Below are 19,745 nucleotides of genomic sequence, written 5' to 3'. Positions count from 1 at the left end.
GAGCGGGGTTGATTAACGGACTAGCTGCGGGGGTTCAATTGCAGGTTCAACTGTGGGGTTGATTGCGGGAATGACTGCGGGAACGGCTTGGTGGCGTCTTCACACCGGGCAGCGCTTCGAGCAACTGCTTCGCAGCGGCGCGAGCGTCCAGCGCGGCATCGGCTTCGCCGCTCACGAGCGCCACGCCAATCGCACCGTCGATCAGGATCAGCCACTGCCGCGCGAGACGTGCGGCGTGCCGGCGATCCGCGCCGCGCGCCGCCATCAGCGCGTCGCACTGCTCGCGCACGAAGTCGAGCAGGTGCGCCTTGTGCTCGCGCGCCACCACGCGGACCGGATCGTCGGGCGAAGCGAGTTCTCCCGATGCGTTCAGAAACGCACAGCCGTGAAAGCCCTCGGACGCGAACCACTCGCGCAGAACCTCGAACATGCCGAGCAGCCGCGCTTCGGGCGATGCTCCGTGCTGCCCGGTGCCTTCGACGAACCAGCGCATCCAGCGCTCGTGGCGCCGCGCGAGGGCCGCGGCCACGAGCGCATCCTTCGATTCGAACCACGTATAAAAACTTTTGCGGGCCGCGCCCGCCTCGCGAACGATCGCGTCGACGCCCGTGGCATGAATGCCGCCCGCGTAGACCAACGCTTCCGCGGCATCGAGCAGACGCTCGCGCGCGTCGGGCTGAGGTGCGCCGGAGGCGCCAGGGGAAGACGGATTCATTGCAGTGCTCTCCAGACAGAACCGGACGGGTCAAACACGCCGCCCGGGGTAGAACGATCATTCTCCCGGTGCGAAATGTAGAACGATCATTCTCCGTCGTCAAGCAAAAAATGCGCGGCCGGAATATGCGGTGTCGTCAACGCGTTAACATCGGGGCAACCCAGGAGATCGCATGAATCGACATTCCCCGACGACATCGAAACGCCGCGCGGCGGCTGGCGCGTTTTGTGCCGCGTTCTGCGGTGCGCTTCTGCTGCCCGGGTGCACGCCGCTGCGCGTGGTGACGCACAGCGTGAGCAGCGTCGAGGCGGCGGTGCCGCCGGGCCATTACGCGCTCGACCCGTGGCACTGGAGCATCGTATTCGACGTCGATCATCTGCATTACTCGCGCTTCGTGATGCGCTTCGACCGGGCCAGCGCCCAGCTCGACTGGCAGACCGGCGGACTGCGGCAGGCCGCCGTGGACGCGACCATCGACGCGGCCAGCCTCGACACGAACGTGCCGGCGCTGGACCGGATGGTGAAGGGGGAACAGATGCTGGATGTGGCGCGCTATGGGCAGATCCGCTTCGTCAGCACGCATTTCGAGCCCACCGGGGCGGGCCGCGGCACGCTCAGCGGGAATCTGACGATCCACGGCGTGACGCAGCCGGTCACGCTGGACGTGACGTTCAACGGCTACGCACCGAATCCGCTGACGAAGCAGCCGACCGTCGGCTTCTCCGCGCAAGGCCATTTCAGCCGCGCGAGGTTCGGATTGGCGACGTGGTATCCCGCGGTCGGCGACGAGATCGACGTGCGCATCGAAGCCGAATTCGAAAAACCGGCCACGGGAACGTGAAGCTTGAAGCTTGAAGCTCCAATAAGGCTCAAATAAAGCTCAAGCCGTCCAGTCGAGAATGACCTTGCCGCTCTGGCCCGAAAGCATTGCCGCAAAGCCCTGCTCGTAGTCGTCCACGCCGAAGTGGTGCGTGATGATGGGCGAGAGGTCGAGCCCGCTCTGCAGCATGGCGACCATCTTGTACCAGGTCTCGAACATCTCGCGCCCGTAGACCCCCTTGATTTCCAGACCCTTGAAGATGACCTGGTTCCAGTCGATGGCGGTCTGCGCCGGCGGAATGCCAAGGAGAGCCACCTTGCCGCCGTGGTTCATCGCTTCGAGCAGCGCCGTGAACGCGCTCGGCACGCCCGACATTTCGAGGCCCACGTCGAAGCCCTCGGTCATGTGCAGGTCGCTCATCACGTCGCGCAGCGACTCGCGCGAGACGTTCACGGCGCGCGTCGCGCCCATCTTGCGCGCGAGTTCGAGGCGATAGTCGTTGACGTCGGTGATCACGACATTGCGCGCGCCCACGTGCTTCGCGATCGCCACGGCCATGATGCCGATGGGCCCGGCGCCCGTAATGAGCACGTCCTCGCCGACGAGGTTGAAAGACAGCGCCGTGTGCGTTGCGTTGCCGAACGGGTCGAAGATCGCGGCGAGGTCGTCGGAAATCTCGGGCGGAATCTTGAACGCGTTGAAGGCCGGAATCACGAGATATTCGGCGAATGCGCCCTCGCGGTTCACGCCCACGCCCGTCGTGTTGCGGCACAGATGCCTGCGGCCCGCGCGACAGTTGCGGCAGAAGCCGCAGGTGATGTGGCCTTCGCCGGAAACGCGGTCGCCGATGCTGAAGCCGCGCACTTCCTGGCCCATCTCGACGATCTCGCCCACGTATTCATGACCCACGTGCATCGGCACCGGAATCGTCTTCTGTGCCCAGTCGTCCCACTTCCAGATATGAATGTCGGTGCCGCAGATCGCCGTGCGGTGAATCTTGATCATCACGTCGTTATGGCCAACTTCGGGCTTCGGCACATCGGTCAGCGTGAGACCCGGTCCGCGTTCGAGTTTGGCGAGTGCTTTCATTTTTCAGGATTCCTTGTCAAATCACGCCAAGCTGCTTGCCGACGCGCGCGAACGCCGCCACGGCGCGTTCGATCTGTTCGGGGGTGTGCGCGGCGCTCATCTGCGTACGAATGCGCGCGCGGCCCTTCGGCACCACCGGGAAGGAGAAGCCGATCACGTAGACACCCTCGTGCAGCAGCGCGTCGGCCATCTTCGTGGCGACCTGGGCGTCGCCGAGCATCACCGGAATGATCGGGTGCTCGCCCGGTACGAGCGTGAAGCCGAGCGCGCTCATCTCGCGCCGGAACAGCGCGCCGTTCGCCCGCACGCGCTCGCGCAGTTGGGCGCCCTCGTCGCTCGCGACCAGCTCCAGCACCTTCAGCGTCGCGGCGGCGATGCTCGGCGCGAGCGTGTTCGAGAACAGATAGGGGCGCGAGCGCTGGCGCAGCAGCTCGACCACTTCCTTCCTGCCCGCGATATAGCCGCCCGATGCGCCGCCCAGCGCCTTGCCGAGCGTGCCCGTGATGATGTCGACACGGTCCAGTACGCCGCAGTGCTCGGGCGTGCCGCGCCCGTGCTCGCCGATGAAGCCCACCGCATGCGAGTCGTCCACCATCACGAGCGCGTCGTAGCGGTCGGCGAGATCGCAGATGCCCTTCAGATCCGCGATGATGCCGTCCATCGAGAACACGCCGTCGGTCGCGATCAGCTTGTAGCGCGCGCCCGCTTCGTCGGCCTCGCGCAGCTTCGCTTCGAGATCGGCGAGATCGTTGTTCTTGTAGCGGTAGCGGCGCGCCTTCGAAAGCCGCACGCCATCGATGATGCTCGCATGGTTCAGCTCGTCGCTGATGATGGCGTCCTCTTCGGAAAGCAGCGTTTCGAAGAGGCCGCCGTTCGCGTCGAAGCAGCTCGAATAGAGAATCGTGTCCTCGGTTTGCAGGAACTGCGCCAGCGCACTTTCGAGCGCCTTGTGCACGCTCTGCGTGCCGCAGATGAAGCGCACCGACGCCATGCCGAAGCCGTCGCGATCGAGGCCGTCCTTCGCCGCCGCGATGAGCCGCGCGTCGTCCGCGAGGCCCAGGTAGTTGTTGGCGCAGAAGTTCAGCACGCCGCTGCCGTCGGCGAGGCCAATGGCCGACGACTGCGGCGTCGCGATCACGCGCTCGCTCTTGTAGAAACCGTCTGCGCGGATCTGGTCGAGCGTGGCGCGCAGGTGCTCGATATAGGGGGTTCGCATGGGTCTTGCTCCTGACTGGACGGGCCGCGGCCTGCTATAGTCGCCGTCAGCCTCACCGGAAATTTTCGTTTTTTCGAACCTGATTTCGATATGTCGAACAAACTCTAAACGATGGAGCCGCAAATGGCAAGCAAGCGCAATCCGCCCAAGGCCGCCGACGCGGCACCGCAACCGGCGCCTTCGTCCGCCGGCGCGCCCGTCCTCTCGCCGGTCACGCCGCCGCGCGTGGGCGAGCAGATCCAGCGGCTGCGCAGCGAACGCAGGATGACGCTGGACGACCTTTCGCGCGCCGCGGGCGTGTCGAAATCCATGCTATCGGAAATCGAGCGCGACAAGGCGAACCCGACCATCGCCGTGGCATGGCGGCTCACCAATGCGCTCGGCGTGAAGCTCGACTCGCTGTTCGCCGCACCGCGCGCGCCCGAGGCAATCGCGGTAGCGGGGCCGCACGACATCCCGACGCTGACGGGCCAGGAGGCCGGCTACCAGTTGCGCGTCTGGGGACCGATCGAGCTCGCCGGCCACTTCGAGTGGTACGAGCTCACGCTCAAGCCGGGCGGCGCGCTGGTATCGAACGCACACGAGCCGGGTACGCGCGAGCACCTCACGGTGCTGCAGGGCACGCTCGATGTGGAGGCCGCGGGGTCCGCGCAGCGCCTGAAGACCGGCGACACGGCGCGTTACGTCGCCGACCAGGCGCACGCGATCCGCAACGCAGGCAAGGGCGAGGCGCGCGCGCTGCTCGTCGTGATCCACGGCTGAGGCCGTCATCGTCGTAAACGCCGCAAGCGCGGCTGGACAGCCCGCTCCAATACTGTATATTTATACAGTTCCAAGATCGACTGGAGCCGCCATGCCAACCCCCAACGAACAGGATCTGGCCGCCTTGCGTTTTCAGGCGGCCGCGCGCGACCTCGAGCACGTCGTGCGCAGCATTGCCCAGCGCTACATCGCACAGCAGGTGCCGCTCAGTTGGCGCCTCCTGCACGCCATCGAGGCCGAGGCGCTCGCCGACCTCGGTTTCGCGAGCCGGCACGACGCCATCATGCTCGGGCTGTTTCAGCGGCCGGGCGAGCTGGCGTACCCGGAAACCGACGATCCGGTGGATTTCGGGCGCTCCAACGCGTTGCCTGCCGTGTTCGCCTTCGCCGTCTCGGCCTACGAGCGGGCTGCCCGGATCCACGAGGAGGCGCGAGCGCTGACCCGCCGGCAGGACACGCCGCGTCGGATGCGCACCTGGGGTGGCTGATCGCCGCGAATCGTGACCTCCGGCGCGGCTGGTGCATGCGGTGAGCTGCACCGGCATTCCGCTACAATCCATGCCAAGAACGCAACTAACGGAAAGAGAGCCATGGCGCCTTCCGACCTTTCCCACCCTTCGCGCGACCTCTTCGACCAGCAGCGCGCGGACTGGCAACGCGATCCGGCCGGGGCCTTCGACGCGTGGCTCGCAACGCAGCAGTTCCGCCGCTCGTCCGCTGACGTCTACCGCGTTCAGTGGGGACGGTTTCTCGAATGGATGGCGCTCAGGCGCAAAACGATTCTCTCCGTCGATACGGGCACGATCGCGGAGTTCGTCGCGGGACTCGATATAAAGAAGCCGCAGCGGCTGCGCTATCTGCGTTTGATCGAACGGGTGCTCGACCATGTTCGCGAAATCGAACTCGCGTCCACCAACCCGGCGCGCTTCATTGCCCAGGACGGCGAGGCGGCCTGGCGCAATGCCCGGGAAAACGAGCCGACCGGATTCCTGGATGCCACCGAACGGGCGGCGATCCTCGCCCAGTTGTTCGCGCCGCTCGAAGAACCGTCGGCGGCGAGGCGCTGGCGCGAACGCCGCGACCGGGCGCTCGTCGCGGTGTTTCTCGGCGGCGGCCTGAAGACGGGGGACGCCATCGCGCTCACGCTCGACTGCGTGCAGGCGGGCTCGGAATGGCTCACGATCGAAGCCGACAATCCGCTCTTCACGCGTGTCACGCGTCTCGCCCCTTTTGCCGCGGACGTGGTTGCCGCCTGGCTCGAAGCACGAAAGCAGGCCGGGCTGCCGGGGCAGCTCGTCTTTCCGGGCTCGCCCTCGGGCCGGCCGATGCACAAGGCTACGGTGCTGCGAGCCGTCGACGCGATCGTCGAGGCGTCGGGCGTGGGGCAGCGCCGCGCGGAACGGGCAAGCCCCCAGACCTTGCGCAATACGTATGCGGCCGATCTGTTCGAGCGCGGCGAAAACGCCGAGCGGGTGGGGCAGTGGCTCGGTTTTCTGCAGCCGATTTCGGCAGGCCGGCTGCATCGTTCGTGGCGATTGTGGGCGGAACGCGAGGACGCCGGACTCCGGCCGGATACCGGGCCGGACGTTATCTGACAAGGCTCGCGGGGAGGCGGGGGCGGCGGGACTCCCGTAAAACCTCACCCGGAAAGCATGCGCCGGCCCCCGGAACGACTCACCTCAGGCCGTTTCGGAAGCACGCTTGTCCTGCAGAAATCGGCTGACCGCGGCAAGGCGCGACACGCCCGTTCCGGACGTGTGTTCGCATTCGGGACATGAGAGTTCGTAGCGGTGATCGACTTCGGAAAGTTCGGGCTCCCCTTCGAGGCATTTCGGGCAGCGCGCCGGCAAACTGACATGGCCATCCACGACCGTGCCGAGCCGTTCGAGCTCGTCGTCGCTGAGCCGCCCGGCGCCGGCCAGCGAACAGAGCACGTCCGCCACTGACGCATCGATACCCTGCTGGCCGCGCAACGCGTTGACCTGGCGCGTCAGGAGATCCACTTCGTCGGAGCGCTCGCGCAAGAGCGCGTCGAGACGATCGGCGCGCGCCTTGGCCGTCGCCAGTTGCTGGATGAAATCGAATTCCTTTCGGCTCGCCTCGCGCTGCGCCGCCTGCCAGGTCGACGACGTCGTCCGCAACGAATCGAGTTCGACCAGCATCGGTTTCACGCGCCGCTCGGCCTCGGCCAGCGCATCCTTGATCTGCTGGGCATAGTGCTCGGTGCTTCTGCGCAGATCGTCCTGCAAGGCGTCGATGCGGTCACGCAGGCCGGCATTGCTCGTCTGCTCGACCTCGACCCGCTTCGCCAGCGTGTCTTTTTCCGCTTCGAGACGGCGCACGGTGCTCTGGAGACTGTCCTGATGGACGGCGCCGTGCGCGGACGAGGCGGCAAGCTGGCTTTCCAGCTCGCGAACCCGAGCCCAGGCCGTTTCGGTACGGGCCTCGCTGCGCTGCAGCAGCTCGTCGGCCGCGGTATTACGCGCCTGAGCATCGCGAAGGACCTGTTCGGCAGCCTGCCGTCGAGTGTCGATTTCGGTCCGTTCCGCGTCGAGTGCTTCTCGTGCGACGGTCTGGGCTTCCTGGAACAGGGCACCGAGCAGTTCGCCCGCTCGCTCCTCAAGGACGGCCGGAATCGCGCCGCCACTGATCCGGATTTTCGAAGCGGCGCGGATGCGCTGCCAGAACAGCTCGATGTCTTTGGGAATGTCGCTCGCGCTGCCCGTCTGGGTCAGGTCACGGACGGCAGCCATCGAAGGACGGATGCCGAAGTCGAAAAAGAGACGCTTGCAGGCGTGGAGCGACAGTGCCTGACGTCGTGCACCCTCCTTGCGCAGGGATTCGAGTTCGTCACGGATAGCCTGGCGATCTACGTCTTGCATTATTCTTGCCTCAAGGCAGGTCGGAATGGCTTAATAATAACAAATTACGTATTTTTTGATACGTATTTACTATCTCGCCTGGAAAATTGCCGATCCCTTTCGCTTTTTTCGCTCCAGCGGCTTTTCTGACGCGCTGTCGCATGCCGTGACCGTGAAACAAATCGAAGTTTGTTTCATAAGCTATTGTAAATGCTTGTGTTTCTACCATGCGCTGAATTTCTTTGGCTGTTTCACGGTTCGACGGAGCGCTGGTTTCGATCAGATTGATGGGTTTGGTAAGGGGGATTTCCGGAAGCTCGCGGGGTAGACGTGCTTGAGAGTAATAAAAGTAAACACCTTTGATACCTGTTAAAGACGTTAACGCCACGGCAAACCCTTACCAGGCAAGGGATACAACGGGGTCGGGTGAAGCTTTACGGGATATTGGGTGAGGAGGTGCGGGACAGGCGGGTGATGGGGTTCGGGGAGGCCGGTGAGGCAGTTCGAGAAAGGACGTGAGCGGCTTCGGGAACCGGGGGATTCTTGACTTCGGAGCAAGGGTGAGTAAATACAGGAGCTCGAAGCGCGTGAACCGCCGCAGAGTCGCAGATCGACGCGATGTTGCGGGAATTGCAACGGTGAGCGGATTCAGGACCATCATTTGTCGCGGATTTGAGCCAAAAAATCGGGCCTTGGGAGTACCGGGTGAGCCGAATCGGGACAGCAGCGCGTCATGAGGTGAGATTTTTCGGGATTCAGGGGCGGATTTGAGGCCTGTTGAGCCCCCTGAACAGCCTTCGGTGAGGTTTTACGGGAGGTCTGGAGCGGCAGGATGGCCTGGTTTGGATGGCATCGTCCGGTTTTTTGCCTGGATTGACCGGCTTGAGGTGAGGCGATTCAGGATACGGCGACCGCGGAGCGCATACGATGGGGAGGGAAGGCGTCTGCGGTCAATGCCGAGGCTTCGGTGAGTCTTTTCGGGAGCCGAAAGTCGGCGCGAAACCGGCTTAGGTGAGGCTTTTCAGGGGCTGGTTTGCGGTCACTGACCTGAAAGCACCGACAGAACGGGGTCGAAGTTTGCGGCGCGCGATGCGCTGGATCGATTGAGGTGAGATTTTTCAGGAGCCTGGGTCGGAGGTTGGGCTACCTGTTCGATTCTGGTCCGCGCAGTGGAAGGTGAGAATTTTCGGGAGTGAGTTGTGGCTCTGGCTACTCCGAACCGATGTGGATAAGTGGCGGAATCTATTGGATTTTTCCCTGGTGGTCCTGAAAGGTGAGCCTTTTCGGGGGTACCCGGAGAGTGGCGCGGTCAGGCGTCGATTTCCATAAAGGTGAGCTTTTTCGGGGGATATCCTGGGCGTAGCGTCGATCTGACAAGGCATGGAACATTGCCCGGTGTCTCCTCTGCCCGGTGTCTCCTCTTTCGCCGGCAATGAGTGAGGTTTTACGGGAGCCGCCGGAAGGGAAGCACGGCAAGTGCCCGGCGAGCGCTTCCCGTGAGTCGCAGGGCGGCCGTTTGACGCTTTCTGCGGGCGCGGATTCACAAAGGCGGTGGGGGTAGACCGTGACCGCGCATCGGTCTGCAGGCCCACCCGGGGCGCCTCAAGGCGGGAGATCCGGCTGGCCGCAGCCCTGGCAAGGTGCATAGCCGCTGCGGGGGGGCCCGGCTTCTACAGCGCGAGCCATGTCGTGCTTCCGTTGCGTCAGGGCAAAATTTTTTTGAGGTGAGACGATACGGGAGCATGGGCGAGATTCTGAGGCACTGCAGGATCGGGGCCAGCTGCGCCGATCGCACGGCCTGCAATGGCCGGGCGATTTCGGGCCGTCTGCGTATGGTGAGCCCTTTCGGGAGTGCCTCCCGGTGAGCCGCGCACGGATCGCATGCATCACCCGCAATGGTGAGAGAGGCCCTATAGACGCCTATCACCACAGACGGTATCCTTTCGCGAAAATCTCTCCTCGACCTGACGCATGGCCACGAAGCGCGTGAAAAAAACCGATGTGGTAAGCCCCAGTTCGGCCGAATTGCGCAAGGCCGTCGAGGCGATCGCGATTCAACCGAAGAGCGGCAAGATCACCCTGCTGACCCGCAAGCTGTTCAACGTGCTGCTTGCCGTGGCCCAGCAGGCTGACGAGTCGGGCGACACCTACCGGGCGCTTCTTTCCGACATCGTCGCTAATTCGGCATTCGATTCCAACGACACGGCGCTCGTCAAGGAACATCTGCGCCGCATGGTGTCCGTGCAGGTCGAATGGAGTCAGGGAACGTCGAGCCAGAAGCCCGGACGTAAATGGGGGATCTCGACGCTGATTGCCGATGCCGAAATTCTCGAAGATCCCACGACGCGGCGCGTCTGGGTGGAGTTTTCGTTTGCGCCGAAGATCAAGAAGAAACTGCTGGATCCGGTCCAGTACGCCCGTCTCAGTCTCCAGTTTCAGAGCCAGTTGCGCAGCAGTGCCGGTCTCGCGCTCTACGAAATCTGCGTGCGCTACCTGACGAATCCCAGCCACCTCACGATGCGCGAAACCTGGGAATGGTGGCGGCCGATTCTCTCGGGTACGCCCGATACCGAAGCCGGCGACGAGGCCAAGCGCGAGTACAAGTACTTCAAGCGCGATTACCTGCGGCCGGCGATCGCCGAAGTCAACGCCGTCACGAACATTTTCGTGGAGTTGATCGAACATCGCGAAGGCCGCCGTGTTGCCGAAATCCAGTTTCGCGTCACGGAGCGCAAGCAGCCCATGCTGGCGCTCGACGAGCATCCGAACGTGTTCGACAGCACGCTCGTCGATCGCATGGTGAAGATCGGGATTCCGCTAAAGGAAGCGCAGTCGCTCTACGCCGACAGCGAGGAAAACCGGATTCGCGCAGCCCTGCAGTTGACCGAACAACGCATGCGCAGCACCAGCCTGCCGCCGGTTCGCAGCGCGGGGGCGCTGTTCAAGGACGCGCTGAAGAAGGGGTACGCGCCGCCGGTCGAAGCGGCGGTCTCGGGCACGGTAGCCAATGGGAAGGTGGGGGCGCTCGGCGCGGCCGATCCTAAAGCGCGTCTGCTGGACGAGTACTCGGCATGGCGGCGCAAGGAGGCGCGTGCGCTGTACGACGAGCAGGGTGAGCTGGAGCGGGAGGTTGCACGCCAGTCGTTCGAGACCGACGAATTGCCGGGGCTGGGCACCCATCTTCGTGACGACTGGCGCCGCCGCGGGCTCGAGTCAAAGATGGGCGATACCGCCTTTTTCGATTGGCTGGCCCGCAAAACCTGGGGTGAGCCGACGGATGGCGATCTGCTCGCCTTTACGTTGAGCCAGTCGCGCGCGGCGTGAGCGCCGCCTCCGTCTGGGTTGCACTGAACATCACGTAGTTCAATAACATCGCCGGGTAATCCGGCAACGCGATCTCCGGCGCGACGCATGGTCGGAGATCGCGGCACGACATACTTCCCTTTGGCTTATTTCGCCTGCAGGATCTGCTGGATCTGATGCAGGATCTCGTCACGCCGGTCTTTCGCGAGACCTTTCAGGCGTAGCTCGAGCCTGTCTTCACCGTAGGACTTGAGATCGCCGACGGCGACGCCATCCAGCTTGATCTCGAGTCGCTGTGCGTAACGCTGGCGCCCCGCTGGCCGCGGGCTTTCCTGCGCGCTCGAGCGTCCCTTGACGATATCGGCGACCTGCCGCGTGCTTAGATCGTCGGCGAGAATCCGGTTGATGAGTCGCAGCGTGGCTTCGGTCCCGCGCGCGCCGTGATAGCGGCCAACCTGATATGCCATGTTCGATCCGAACCGGTCCGGCCGCGCCACCATTTCCTGCATGATCGACTCGGGGAGCTTGGCGATCGAGAGCGCCACGGCGACGGTCGATTCGTCGAGCCCGAGATGATCGGCGAGTTCGCGCTGGCTTTGGAAGAATTTTTCTTCGATGAAGCGCTTCCACACGATCGCATTATCGAAAACCGTTTGCGAATCGCGCTGGACGTTGAGGTCGTAGCCGAGCTTGTAGCTTTGAATGCCGATAGGCAGATCGACGACGATCGCCTTGACGGTTTCCTTGTTGGCTTCTTTCAGTGCGCGGACGCGCCGTCCACCGTCGCTCACGTAATAGCTGCCCGGCGCGGCGTAGTCGGGAATGACGTGGATGGCCTGCTGCTGTCCCTGCTTCGCGAGATTGACGGCAAGTTCGGCAATCGACGACTTCAGATAGAAGTGACGCGGGTTGAAGGGGCTGGGCTTGATGGCCTTGAGCGGCAGTTCGACGATCTGTCCTGCCCGATAAGCGTGTTCGAGTCGCCACGCGCGATATTCCGCCGACTCATTTTCGTGTGACTCGGCGGGAGGTTCGGGCGATGCGATCGGTTCGACAACAGGCTGGCTCGACCGTCCCGTGACTTTGGGGGCCACCGGTTTGTCTTGAACCAGTCCATCGATTGCATTGAGGCGGTCGAGTGCCGTGCGCTTCTCGCTACTTGTCGTATCGGGCCGCGCCTGAAAGCCTTTGGCGAATTGGGAGGGTTTCATTCAGCGTCCTTTATGCGCATAAAGTCAGGGGAGCATCGCCGCGATTTCATCGGCGACGGCGCGCACTTCGACGGCGGCGAGTCGCGCGCCGCGATCGTTCATTTGCAGGACCGTTTGGCCGAGCGCCATGGCCTGCTTGTACGCTTCACGGGTGGGAATCTGCGTCCTCAGCAACGGGAAGCCGAGTTCTTCCAGCGCGCGCTTGAGTTCCCGTGTCAGCATGCGCTTTTCTTCGGTCTTGTTGAGCAGAAATACTGCCCGCAGATCCTCGTTCATGACCTGCGCTTGCTGGACGAGTTTAACGAGACCGACGCTGGACCAGTAATCGGCCGGTGACGACGACGTGGGAATGACCGCAATCGTCGCAGCCAGCAACACAACACCTGAAACTTTCTCGGTAATCGACGGCGGGCAGTCGACGACGATGATGTCGTAGTCGGCGATGAACTTCTTGATCTCCCGGTGAATCTGGCCGCCAGCTTCGGAGAGGTTGACGACATGAAACGGAATGCCCGCTTCTTCGTCACCGGAGGCACTGGCCCAATGGACCAGCGTGTTTTGGCCATCTGCGTCCACGACGAGCACGCGCTTGCCCTTTTCGTGGAATGCAGCGCCGAGATGCATCGCGATCGTGCTTTTGCCGACCCCGCCCTTCTGCTGCGTGACTGCGATTATCTCTGCCGCCAATTGGTGTTCTCCTTTTTGCTAATTAGCGGAGATTCTACCTGGATTGAATTTCAATTCAACGACTTCTGTCGTATTTGGGCCATGAATTAGCCGTTCGGCCTGCTTTATGCGCATAAAGCAGGCGCCAGGTTGCGGATTCTGCGACCTGGTGTCGTGGTTATCGTCGAGTCGGAGGGGATCATAAAGGCCTCGGTCCCGTTCCTTCCAATGGGAATCGCTGGCAGCCGCTTTATGCGCATAAAGCCGCAACTAGGGGCCCACTCGAACCAACAGATTCGCCTCCGGGCGAGCCACATGCGGCGTCGTCACCGGGCACTGGCCTTTGCCAGGTAAAATCGCTCGGACTGCTCACCACGATCCTCACTTCTGCTTCCCGCACACAAGCCATGATCACGATCTATCACAACCCTCGCTGCTCCAAGTCGCGTAGCACCTGCGAACTGATCTCCACGACCTGGAACACCACCAACGAGCCAGTCGAGGTGATCGAATACCTGAAGACACCGCTCACCGTCGCACAATTGAAGTCGCTTCACGCCATGCTGGGCGGTCCACTGCGCGAGATGATCCGCAACGGCGAGACCGTCTATACCGAGCTCGGCCTCGATAGCGAGGGTCTCGCAGATGATCAGCTCTACGAAGCAATTGCGAGCCATCCCATCCTGCTGCAACGCCCGATCGTCGTACGTGACGGCCGAGCGATGATCGGCCGCCCGCCAGAGAACGTCGCGGCGTTATTTGCCTGAGCGATTCCTGGCGTCCTTCGCGACCTTTCCGTTCGGTGCTCGACGCCATCTACCCGCGGCGCTCAAACGGTTATCAAAGGTCTCGACGCTCAACGTGCCCAATAGTTGGGCATTTGCATTTTTTACCCGCAATCCCACTCGCCCCCATATGCGGCGGGCTGTCCGGCCAGGTTGTCCACAAGGTTATCCAATAAAATTGTGGATAAATCCCGGCAACGCGAGTTTGTTCACAGCCCGGCGGCGCCGCGCGAGGTGCCGCCGGACGCCCCGGACACCTTCAAGCACGCCGGTCATCGCCTGCACCTATGATGAAGTTTCCTTCCACCGCGCTTCATGCGTGCAACCGGGGACACTCAAATGGCTTATCGAATTGCAGTCGTGGTTGGCAGTCTGCGCAAGGAATCCTTCAACCGGCAGCTTGCGCATGCGATCATTTCGCTGGCGCCGGCGGATTTTTCTTTCGAGTTTCTCGACATCGGCGTGCTGCCGCTCTATAGCCAGGACTACGATCCCGACTTTCCCGAGATCGCGCGCCAGTTCAAGCAGCAGATCGAATCGTCCGACGCGTTGCTGTTCGTCACGCCCGAGTACAACCGCTCGATGCCGGGCGTGCTGAAGAACGCGCTCGACTGGGGCTCGCGTCCGTGGGGCAAGAATTCATGGGGGGGCAAGCCGGCCGCCATGCTGGGCACGTCGGTCGGCGCGACCGGCACGGCGCTCGCGCAGCAGCATCTGCGCAATGTTCTCGCCTATCTCGATGTCGCGCTGCTTGCCCAGCCCGAGATGTACATCAAGCACGACGGCAGCCGCGTCAACGAAAAGGGCGAGATTCTCAACGACGACACGCGCAAGTTCCTGCAGACCTTCGTCGATCGTTACGTCGAGTGGGTCAAGCTTCAGCTCGGACGCTGACGCCAGTTGCGTTCTCCCCCGCGCCGCCGCGGTCGCTCAATGCAGCGTCCGGTGGTGCGCCGGCGTGTCGTCCTCGTATTCGAGAAACTCGTCGGGAATCTGCGGGGCGACGTCCTTCTCCGGCTGCGTCGCGACGGGCGCGCCCGGCACTTCGACGGCGTGGCCCATGATGGCGCCTGCGCCCGGGGCGCTGGCTGCCGCGGCGCGTCGTGCTCGGGGGACGGCTGCGTCATCGTCCGGCGCCACACGGCGGTGGCCAGGTCGGCGAGGCCCAGTTCGTCGAGGGCCGAACGCTCGCGCGCCGGCGACTCGTCGGGCGTCGCCCAGCTCCACGGGTCGGTACGAATTGCGACTTCGACGGCATGCTCCGCGCCGAGGGTCGCGCAGGCCAGCTCGGCGTGCGCGTCGTCCATGACGTGGACGGCAAGCAGGACCTTGTCGTCCAGGGTATGAGGCGCACCGCCCACGCGGTGTTCCGTGGCAAAGAAGCTCGCCATGAGGCGCTCGATTCCCGCCAGCACGCCCGGCGCATGCGCCGGCAGTTCGATGTCGCCCGCTGCGAAGCCCTGGTGCAACAGCACGTCCTGCGCATGGCGCGCGTCGTCCCAGGTCCTGAAGCGGCCGGTTACGGTCTGTCTCATGGCACCCTCCTCGATGGGTTGCATCGGTTGCTCACATGATGCGCCCGATCCTGCATCGTGCGTCGCCCGGTGCCGCAATCTTCGTGCCGCGCGCCCCTCAAAGCGTCGCGTCGCGCTCCCGCCTGGCGCGTGACGGCTGCTCGCGCTGAATCTGCTCCAGCATCTTTTCGAGCAGGCCGATATCGAACGGCTTCGACAGCACCCGCACCTCGGCGTGGCGCGCGCGCTCGAGTTCTTCCGCGTAGCCGGTCACGAGGATGATCGGCAGCGCCGGCTCGATGGACTGCACCGCCTCGGCGAGATCGATGCCGTTCATCTCGCCCGGCATGTGGATGTCCGAGATCATGAGGTCGAAGCGCGGCGCGCTCCCGTTAACGGCGCGCGCTTCTTCGATGAGACGCTGCGCGCTCGCGGCGTCGTTGGCGCAGGTCACCTCGTGGCCCATCATCTGCAGCAGCGCCTCGGTGCCGGCGGCGACTTCGTCGTTGTCTTCCACGAGCAGGACGCGCAGCCCCTGGGGCTGTCGAACCTCGTCCGCGCGCGGTTCGGGCGCGCGCTGGGTCGCCGGTGCATGGAGCGCGCGCGGCAGGTAGAGGTGCACCGAGGTGCCCGCGCCGATCGCGCTGTCGATGGCCGCGAGACCGCCCGAGCGTTCGCAGAACGCGAACACCTGCGGCAGCCCCAGCCCCGTCCCCATGCCCTTCGGCTTGGTCGTGTAGAGCGGCTCGAAGGCGCGCGCGAGCACTTCGGGCGGCATGCCGGAGCCCGTATCTTCCAGCGAGATCTGCACGAAATCGCCGTCGAGCGGAAAGCCCTCGCCGGGCCGGAAGCTGATATTGCGCGCGCTTACCGTGAAGCGCCCGCCGTTGGGCATGGCGTCGCGCGCGTTGACGGCGAGGTTGATCAGCGCGAGCTCGAACTCGGCGACGTCGACGAGCACGGGCCACACTTCCTCGTCGATATCGACGACGAGCGACACCTTCGCGCCGAGCGAGGCGCGCAGCAGTTCGCGGGAGGCCGGCAGCCAGCGTCCGACGTGGATGGTCTCGTTGCGCAGCGGCTGCTTGCGCGCGACGCCGAGCAACTGCCGCGTGAGCGACTGTCCGCTCTTGAGCGCGCGCTCGACCGCGGAGAGCTCGCGCTCGAGCCCCGCCGCGCCGCGCCGCCGCGCGATCTGGACGTTTGCCGAAACGATCATCAGCAGATTGTTGAAGTCGTGCGCGACGCTGCCGACCAGGTTGCCGAGCGCCTCCATCTTGCGCGCCTGCCGGTAGGCCGATTCGATCGAGCGCCGCATCGACGCTTCGGCCTGCCAGCGCTCCCAGGCTTCCTCCTCGGCGGCGAGGCGGCGCAGCGAGAGCCAGATCACGCACCAGAGCGCCACGGAGGGCGTGAACATCGAAACCAGCAGCACGCTCAGGTGCGTCCACCAGGCGGCCCAGATCTCCGACGTGCGATAGCCGCACGACACGTACACGGGATAGGAGCCGACACGCCGGTACGCGAGGATCACGTCGTCGTTGACGAGCCGCGAGTGCATGCGCACGACGCCGCTCTCCGCGCCGCGCGCGAGCGCCACGGAGAGCGGCGAAGGGGACGTGACCGAGGTCGCGTCCGCGCGCGGCGGCGGATAGAACGCGAGAATCGAGCCGTCGCTGCGCACGAGGCCCATGTCCATCGGCGAGCCGGCGCCCAGCAGTTCGCGGTAGAACGCGCTGAAGTAGCCGGTGCGCAGCGCGACGGAGACGATCCCCGCGAAGTCGCCCGCGGCGTCCGCGCGCGCGACGCTCATGTTGAATACGGTTTCACCGCTTATCGCCCCCACCATCACGCGCGAGACATGATCGACCGTGCGGCCGGCACGAATGCCGATGAAATCTTCCCGCCCGGCAATCGAGACGGGCGGCGGCGGGGAATAGCGGCTGCTCGCGAGCAGCTCGCCGTCGCGCCCGAAGATCGACACGGACGCGACCTGCGGGTAGCCGCCGCCGATGGCATCGAGCTTCGCGTGGAACTGGGTTTCGTCGGCGCGGATACCGTCGTCGTCGAGTCCCTGCATGAGGTCCACGACGCGCGCATCGAGCGCCTCGTTCAGGTCGAACACCTTCAGCGCGTGCTCTTCCGCCACGCGCACGGTGCGCAGCGTGGTGTCGGCGGCGTCGGCTTCGCGCGTGCGAAGGTCGTTGTAAGCCATGGCGGCGACATAGACGCACGGCAGCACGATCGCGGCGATCAGGAGCGCGATCAGCGTGCGGCGGCGGACCGTGAAGTCGTGGCCGGGCGCCGCCGGAAACGGCGGCTCGTCGTTGCGGTGCGGCGGGGGCGTGCGATCGTCGGGCCGTACGGGACGGTCAGGAGTCATCTTGCAAAGAGCCGGAAAGGCTAAAGCGGGCAACAGAAGCTGACGACATCATAAACGACCGCGCCCCCGCGCTGGTCCCTCGGCCGGTCGACCCGCGGCATCCCTGCCGGCGAAGCCGACCTTGCATGGGGAGAGATTTTTCCCCGGAAATCCAATTCGCGAAATTTCACGAAGCGCAAACGTACACAAAAGCATAATCGCCGATATTTATTTCGGAACGTGATCGATTATTTCCAGTAAATCGTGAAACTGGAGTCGATTCCGTCCATTTCGCTGTTATCGGCGAGTTGCATTTCACTCCGAATGATTCGAGAATCGCGGTCACGTCAAATGGGAGCGTCGCGCCTAAAGAAAGCGCTCGCGCCGCCGTTAAACCGTCCTAATGCATTCCGTCCAACGCACAGTCAATTAGCATACTCATGTCCTTGCCCATCGTGATCGCCGACGATTCGCTGCTTGCCCGCAAGGTGCTCACGAGGGCGCTGCCCGAGGATTGGGACGTCGAGATTTCGTACGCGTCGAACGGACACGAGGCGCTTGCTCACTATCGCGCCGGCCGTGCAGCGGTCATGTTTCTCGACCTCACGATGCCCGACATGACGGGGTTCCAGGTCCTCGAAGCCTTGCAGAGCGAGGATCTGAACTCGTTCGTGATCGTGGTGTCCGCCGATATCCAGCCGCTCGCGCAGGAGCGCGTGCGTTCGCTCGGTGCGGTGGCGTTCGTCGCGAAGCCGGTCACCCAGGAGGCGCTGCTACCCATCCTCAAGGAGTACGGGTTGTATGCCTGATCCAGTCTTCACGGAATTGCAGCGCGACGCGCTCCAGGAAATCGCCAATCTCGGCATGGGACAGGCGGCCACGCGGCTGTCGAGGCTGCTCGACGCGTTCATCGAGCTTTCGGTGCCGCGCGTGCGCGTGGTCGCCGTGCGCGAAGCCGCGCAGGCGTTGCGCGAGATGACCGGCATCGACGGTCCGGTAACGGCCGTGCGCCAGGGCTTCCGCTCGGAGATCAAGGGCGAGGCGCTCGTGATCTGCCGCAGCGGCGAGATCGCCGAACTCGGCCAACTGATCGGCGGCGCCTTTACCGAAACGGCCACCGAAACGCTCACCGAAGAAGAACTGATTTACGACGTCGCGAACGTGCTGACCGGCGCGTGCGTCTCGTCGATGCTCGACCAGCTCGGCCGCCTGCCGGTCTTCACGGCCCCGGGGCTGCTCGGCGAGCAGATCACGCTCGACGAAGTGTTCCAGCCGGGGCTGCTCGCCTGGGACCTCGCCCTGCTCGTCGAAGTGAACTTCGCACTGGAGGACCAGCGGTTCCGCGCCCATCTCGTCATGCTGATGGCCGAGGAATCCATCCATTACGTGAGCCGGGCGATCGACACCATGCTGCATAGTCTATGAACGCACACGCTGGCTCGCCGTCGCTGTCGGATCTCGTGGTCGAACGGGTGGGTTTCGGCCTGTTCGTGCTGGATCGCGAGATGAAGGTTCTGATGTGGAACCGTTTCATGCAGGATCATAGCGGGCGCAATGCCGACGAAGTGATCGGCCGGTCGATCTTCGAAACGTTCCCCGATCTGCCGCACGCGTGGCTCACGCGCAAGGTCGAAAGCGTGTTCCAGCTCGGCAGCTTCGCCTTCAGCTCGTGGGAGCAGCGTCCCTACCTGTTCCGCTTCGACCACGACCGGCCCATCACGGGCGGTGTGGACTACATGCAGCAGGACTGCACCTTCATGCCGCTCATGCGCGAGCGCGAGGTGATCGCGGTCTGCGTGACGATCTCCGACGTGACGCACGTGAGCGTCATGCAGCGCGAGCGCGAGGAGGCCGTGGCCAAGCTGCGCGACTATGCCGACCGCGACGGCCTGACCGGCATTGCCAACCGGCGCTACTTCGAGACGCGCCTCTCGGAGGAGTTTTCGCGCTGGCAGCGGCACGGCGGCGAGTTGTCCGTGTTGCTGTTCGATCTCGACCACTTCAAGAAAATCAACGACCAGTTCGGCCACGTTGCCGGCGACACGGTGCTGCGCGTGATGGCGCAGCGGGTGGCCAACGTCGTGCGCAAGCAGGACGTGTTCGGCCGCTTCGGCGGGGAGGAGTTCGCGCTCATGCTGCCCTGCACGCCGCTGGGCGACGCCATGCGGGTGGCCGAGAAGATCCGGCATGCCATCGGCGATGCGCCGATCGAAGTGCAGGGCGTCGTCGTCCCCGTGACGGCGAGCGTCGGCGCCGCCACGGCGCGCACCGGCACGTCCGGCTACGAAGGCATGGTCAGCGAGGCCGATGCGGCCCTTTATCGCGCCAAGCGCCAGGGGCGCAACCGGTCCGTCGCGCTCGCCTGATTCGCAGCGGGTTCGTCGGAGCCCCGCGGCCGTGTTGCCGCAGGACGGGCATCGCGGCCCGTACGCCGGGGCTTTG

General features: G+C 64.3%; 19 protein-coding genes. 10 read left to right on the top strand and 9 right to left on the bottom strand.

The window, feature by feature from the left end; translation table 11 throughout:
- Window positions 1–46 precede the first annotated feature (46 nt).
- Window positions 47–715 (bottom strand): TetR/AcrR family transcriptional regulator, encoded by a 669-nt coding sequence (locus tag V8683_RS19515; RefSeq protein WP_411191907.1) that lies wholly within the window; start codon window positions 713–715, stop codon window positions 47–49.
- A gap of 172 nt (window positions 716–887) precedes the next feature.
- Between V8683_RS19515 and V8683_RS19510 the strand changes: the two genes are divergently transcribed.
- Entirely contained in the window at window positions 888–1,556 is a 669-nt protein-coding gene (locus tag V8683_RS19510) for a YceI family protein (protein ID WP_411191908.1), read from the top strand.
- Between the two features lie 39 nt (window positions 1,557–1,595).
- Here the strand turns inward: V8683_RS19510 and tdh are convergent, their stop codons facing one another.
- Window positions 1,596–2,624, bottom strand: a complete 1,029-nt coding sequence (gene tdh / locus V8683_RS19505; RefSeq protein ID WP_411191909.1) for an L-threonine 3-dehydrogenase — start codon at window positions 2,622–2,624, stop codon at window positions 1,596–1,598.
- Window positions 2,625–2,640: 16 nt separating this feature from the next.
- Window positions 2,641–3,840 carry a glycine C-acetyltransferase gene (locus tag V8683_RS19500; protein ID WP_411191910.1) on the bottom strand — a complete coding sequence of 400 codons (1,200 nt, stop codon included), beginning with the start codon at window positions 3,838–3,840 and terminating at the stop codon, window positions 2,641–2,643.
- Between the two features lie 111 nt (window positions 3,841–3,951).
- Between V8683_RS19500 and V8683_RS19495 the strand changes: the two genes are divergently transcribed.
- From V8683_RS19495 to V8683_RS19485, 3 genes are all read left to right on the top strand, one after another.
- Window positions 3,952–4,602 (top strand): helix-turn-helix domain-containing protein, encoded by a 651-nt coding sequence (locus V8683_RS19495; RefSeq protein ID WP_411191911.1) that lies wholly within the window; start codon window positions 3,952–3,954, stop codon window positions 4,600–4,602.
- A 91-nt stretch (window positions 4,603–4,693) separates the two neighbouring features.
- A complete protein-coding gene (locus V8683_RS19490; RefSeq protein WP_411191912.1) occupies window positions 4,694–5,089 on the top strand; it encodes a DUF2471 family protein in 396 nt (131 codons plus the stop codon).
- Between the two features lie 102 nt (window positions 5,090–5,191).
- Window positions 5,192–6,196, top strand: a complete 1,005-nt coding sequence (locus V8683_RS19485; protein WP_411191913.1) for a tyrosine-type recombinase/integrase — start codon at window positions 5,192–5,194, stop codon at window positions 6,194–6,196.
- A gap of 84 nt (window positions 6,197–6,280) precedes the next feature.
- On the opposite strand, the gene V8683_RS19480 is transcribed toward V8683_RS19485, so the two are convergent.
- Together V8683_RS19480 and V8683_RS19475 are read right to left on the bottom strand one after the other, a co-directional pair.
- Window positions 6,281–7,486, bottom strand: coding sequence for a DNA-binding protein (locus V8683_RS19480; RefSeq protein WP_411192535.1), 1,206 nt, complete (start codon window positions 7,484–7,486; stop codon window positions 6,281–6,283).
- 7 nt (window positions 7,487–7,493) lie between these two features.
- Window positions 7,494–7,850 carry a hypothetical protein gene (locus V8683_RS19475; RefSeq protein WP_411191914.1) on the bottom strand — a complete coding sequence of 119 codons (357 nt, stop codon included), beginning with the start codon at window positions 7,848–7,850 and terminating at the stop codon, window positions 7,494–7,496.
- Between the two features lie 1,583 nt (window positions 7,851–9,433).
- Here V8683_RS19475 and V8683_RS19470 point away from each other — a divergent pair.
- Window positions 9,434–10,786 carry a replication initiation protein gene (locus tag V8683_RS19470; protein WP_411191915.1) on the top strand — a complete coding sequence of 451 codons (1,353 nt, stop codon included), beginning with the start codon at window positions 9,434–9,436 and terminating at the stop codon, window positions 10,784–10,786.
- A gap of 125 nt (window positions 10,787–10,911) precedes the next feature.
- On the opposite strand, the gene V8683_RS19465 is transcribed toward V8683_RS19470, so the two are convergent.
- Both V8683_RS19465 and parA read right to left on the bottom strand, forming a co-directional pair.
- Window positions 10,912–11,976, bottom strand: a complete 1,065-nt coding sequence (locus tag V8683_RS19465) for a ParB/RepB/Spo0J family partition protein (RefSeq protein WP_411191916.1) — start codon at window positions 11,974–11,976, stop codon at window positions 10,912–10,914.
- A 24-nt stretch (window positions 11,977–12,000) separates the two neighbouring features.
- Window positions 12,001–12,663 (bottom strand): ParA family partition ATPase, encoded by a 663-nt coding sequence (gene parA, locus V8683_RS19460; RefSeq protein ID WP_411191917.1) that lies wholly within the window; start codon window positions 12,661–12,663, stop codon window positions 12,001–12,003.
- 386 nt (window positions 12,664–13,049) lie between these two features.
- On the opposite strand from parA, the gene arsC reads away from it, so the two are divergent.
- A complete protein-coding gene (arsC, locus tag V8683_RS19455; RefSeq protein WP_411191918.1) occupies window positions 13,050–13,409 on the top strand; it encodes an arsenate reductase (glutaredoxin) in 360 nt (119 codons plus the stop codon).
- Window positions 13,410–13,766: 357 nt separating this feature from the next.
- Complete coding sequence (locus V8683_RS19450; protein WP_411191919.1) at window positions 13,767–14,321, top strand: NADPH-dependent FMN reductase; 555 nt, start codon at window positions 13,767–13,769, stop codon at window positions 14,319–14,321.
- On the opposite strand, the gene V8683_RS19445 is transcribed toward V8683_RS19450, so the two are convergent.
- Both V8683_RS19445 and V8683_RS19440 read right to left on the bottom strand, forming a co-directional pair.
- Window positions 14,306–14,962: a hypothetical protein gene (locus tag V8683_RS19445; protein WP_411191920.1), complete on the bottom strand. Its 657-nt coding sequence runs from the start codon at window positions 14,960–14,962 to the stop codon at window positions 14,306–14,308. The two genes, V8683_RS19450 and V8683_RS19445, sit on opposite strands and share 16 nt — an antisense overlap.
- Before the next feature lie 97 nt (window positions 14,963–15,059).
- The gene (locus V8683_RS19440; RefSeq protein ID WP_411191921.1) at window positions 15,060–17,324 is read right to left on the bottom strand and encodes a hybrid sensor histidine kinase/response regulator; all 2,265 of its coding nucleotides are present in this window, start codon (window positions 17,322–17,324) and stop codon (window positions 15,060–15,062) included.
- A 419-nt stretch (window positions 17,325–17,743) separates the two neighbouring features.
- Between V8683_RS19440 and V8683_RS19435 the strand changes: the two genes are divergently transcribed.
- The 3 genes from V8683_RS19435 to V8683_RS19425 are packed head-to-tail and all read left to right on the top strand — an operon-like array spanning window position 17,744 to window position 19,669.
- Window positions 17,744–18,112: a response regulator gene (locus tag V8683_RS19435; protein WP_411191922.1), complete on the top strand. Its 369-nt coding sequence runs from the start codon at window positions 17,744–17,746 to the stop codon at window positions 18,110–18,112.
- Window positions 18,105–18,728: a chemotaxis protein CheC gene (locus V8683_RS19430; RefSeq protein WP_411191923.1), complete on the top strand. Its 624-nt coding sequence runs from the start codon at window positions 18,105–18,107 to the stop codon at window positions 18,726–18,728. Before V8683_RS19435 ends, V8683_RS19430 begins: the two co-directional genes overlap by 8 nt.
- On the top strand, window positions 18,725–19,669 hold the full coding sequence (locus V8683_RS19425) for a sensor domain-containing diguanylate cyclase (protein ID WP_411191924.1): 945 nt from the start codon (window positions 18,725–18,727) through the stop codon (window positions 19,667–19,669). The genes V8683_RS19430 and V8683_RS19425 overlap by 4 nt, the downstream gene beginning before the upstream one ends.
- Window positions 19,670–19,745 lie beyond the last annotated feature (76 nt).

It is taken from the genome of Paraburkholderia sp. AV2, assembly GCF_054968425.1.
Note: the sequence above shows the minus strand (reverse complement) of the source record. Positions and strands in the feature narration are given on the sequence as shown.

Coding starts and splice junctions, on each gene's coding strand:
- V8683_RS19440 (WP_411191921.1), bottom strand. CDS start 17,324: ATGACTCCTGACCGTCCCGTACGGCCCGACGATCGCACGCCCCCGCCG.
- V8683_RS19490 (WP_411191912.1), top strand. CDS start 4,694: ATGCCAACCCCCAACGAACAGGATCTGGCCGCCTTGCGTTTTCAGGCG.
- V8683_RS19430 (WP_411191923.1), top strand. CDS start 18,105: ATGCCTGATCCAGTCTTCACGGAATTGCAGCGCGACGCGCTCCAGGAA.
- V8683_RS19435 (WP_411191922.1), top strand. CDS start 17,744: ATGTCCTTGCCCATCGTGATCGCCGACGATTCGCTGCTTGCCCGCAAG.
- V8683_RS19445 (WP_411191920.1), bottom strand. CDS start 14,962: ATGAGACAGACCGTAACCGGCCGCTTCAGGACCTGGGACGACGCGCGC.
- V8683_RS19450 (WP_411191919.1), top strand. CDS start 13,767: ATGGCTTATCGAATTGCAGTCGTGGTTGGCAGTCTGCGCAAGGAATCC.
- arsC (WP_411191918.1), top strand. CDS start 13,050: ATGATCACGATCTATCACAACCCTCGCTGCTCCAAGTCGCGTAGCACC.
- V8683_RS19465 (WP_411191916.1), bottom strand. CDS start 11,976: ATGAAACCCTCCCAATTCGCCAAAGGCTTTCAGGCGCGGCCCGATACG.
- V8683_RS19485 (WP_411191913.1), top strand. CDS start 5,192: ATGGCGCCTTCCGACCTTTCCCACCCTTCGCGCGACCTCTTCGACCAG.
- V8683_RS19515 (WP_411191907.1), bottom strand. CDS start 715: ATGAATCCGTCTTCCCCTGGCGCCTCCGGCGCACCTCAGCCCGACGCG.
- V8683_RS19495 (WP_411191911.1), top strand. CDS start 3,952: ATGGAGCCGCAAATGGCAAGCAAGCGCAATCCGCCCAAGGCCGCCGAC.
- V8683_RS19510 (WP_411191908.1), top strand. CDS start 888: ATGAATCGACATTCCCCGACGACATCGAAACGCCGCGCGGCGGCTGGC.
- tdh (WP_411191909.1), bottom strand. CDS start 2,624: ATGAAAGCACTCGCCAAACTCGAACGCGGACCGGGTCTCACGCTGACC.
- V8683_RS19470 (WP_411191915.1), top strand. CDS start 9,434: ATGGCCACGAAGCGCGTGAAAAAAACCGATGTGGTAAGCCCCAGTTCG.
- V8683_RS19425 (WP_411191924.1), top strand. CDS start 18,725: ATGAACGCACACGCTGGCTCGCCGTCGCTGTCGGATCTCGTGGTCGAA.
- V8683_RS19500 (WP_411191910.1), bottom strand. CDS start 3,840: ATGCGAACCCCCTATATCGAGCACCTGCGCGCCACGCTCGACCAGATC.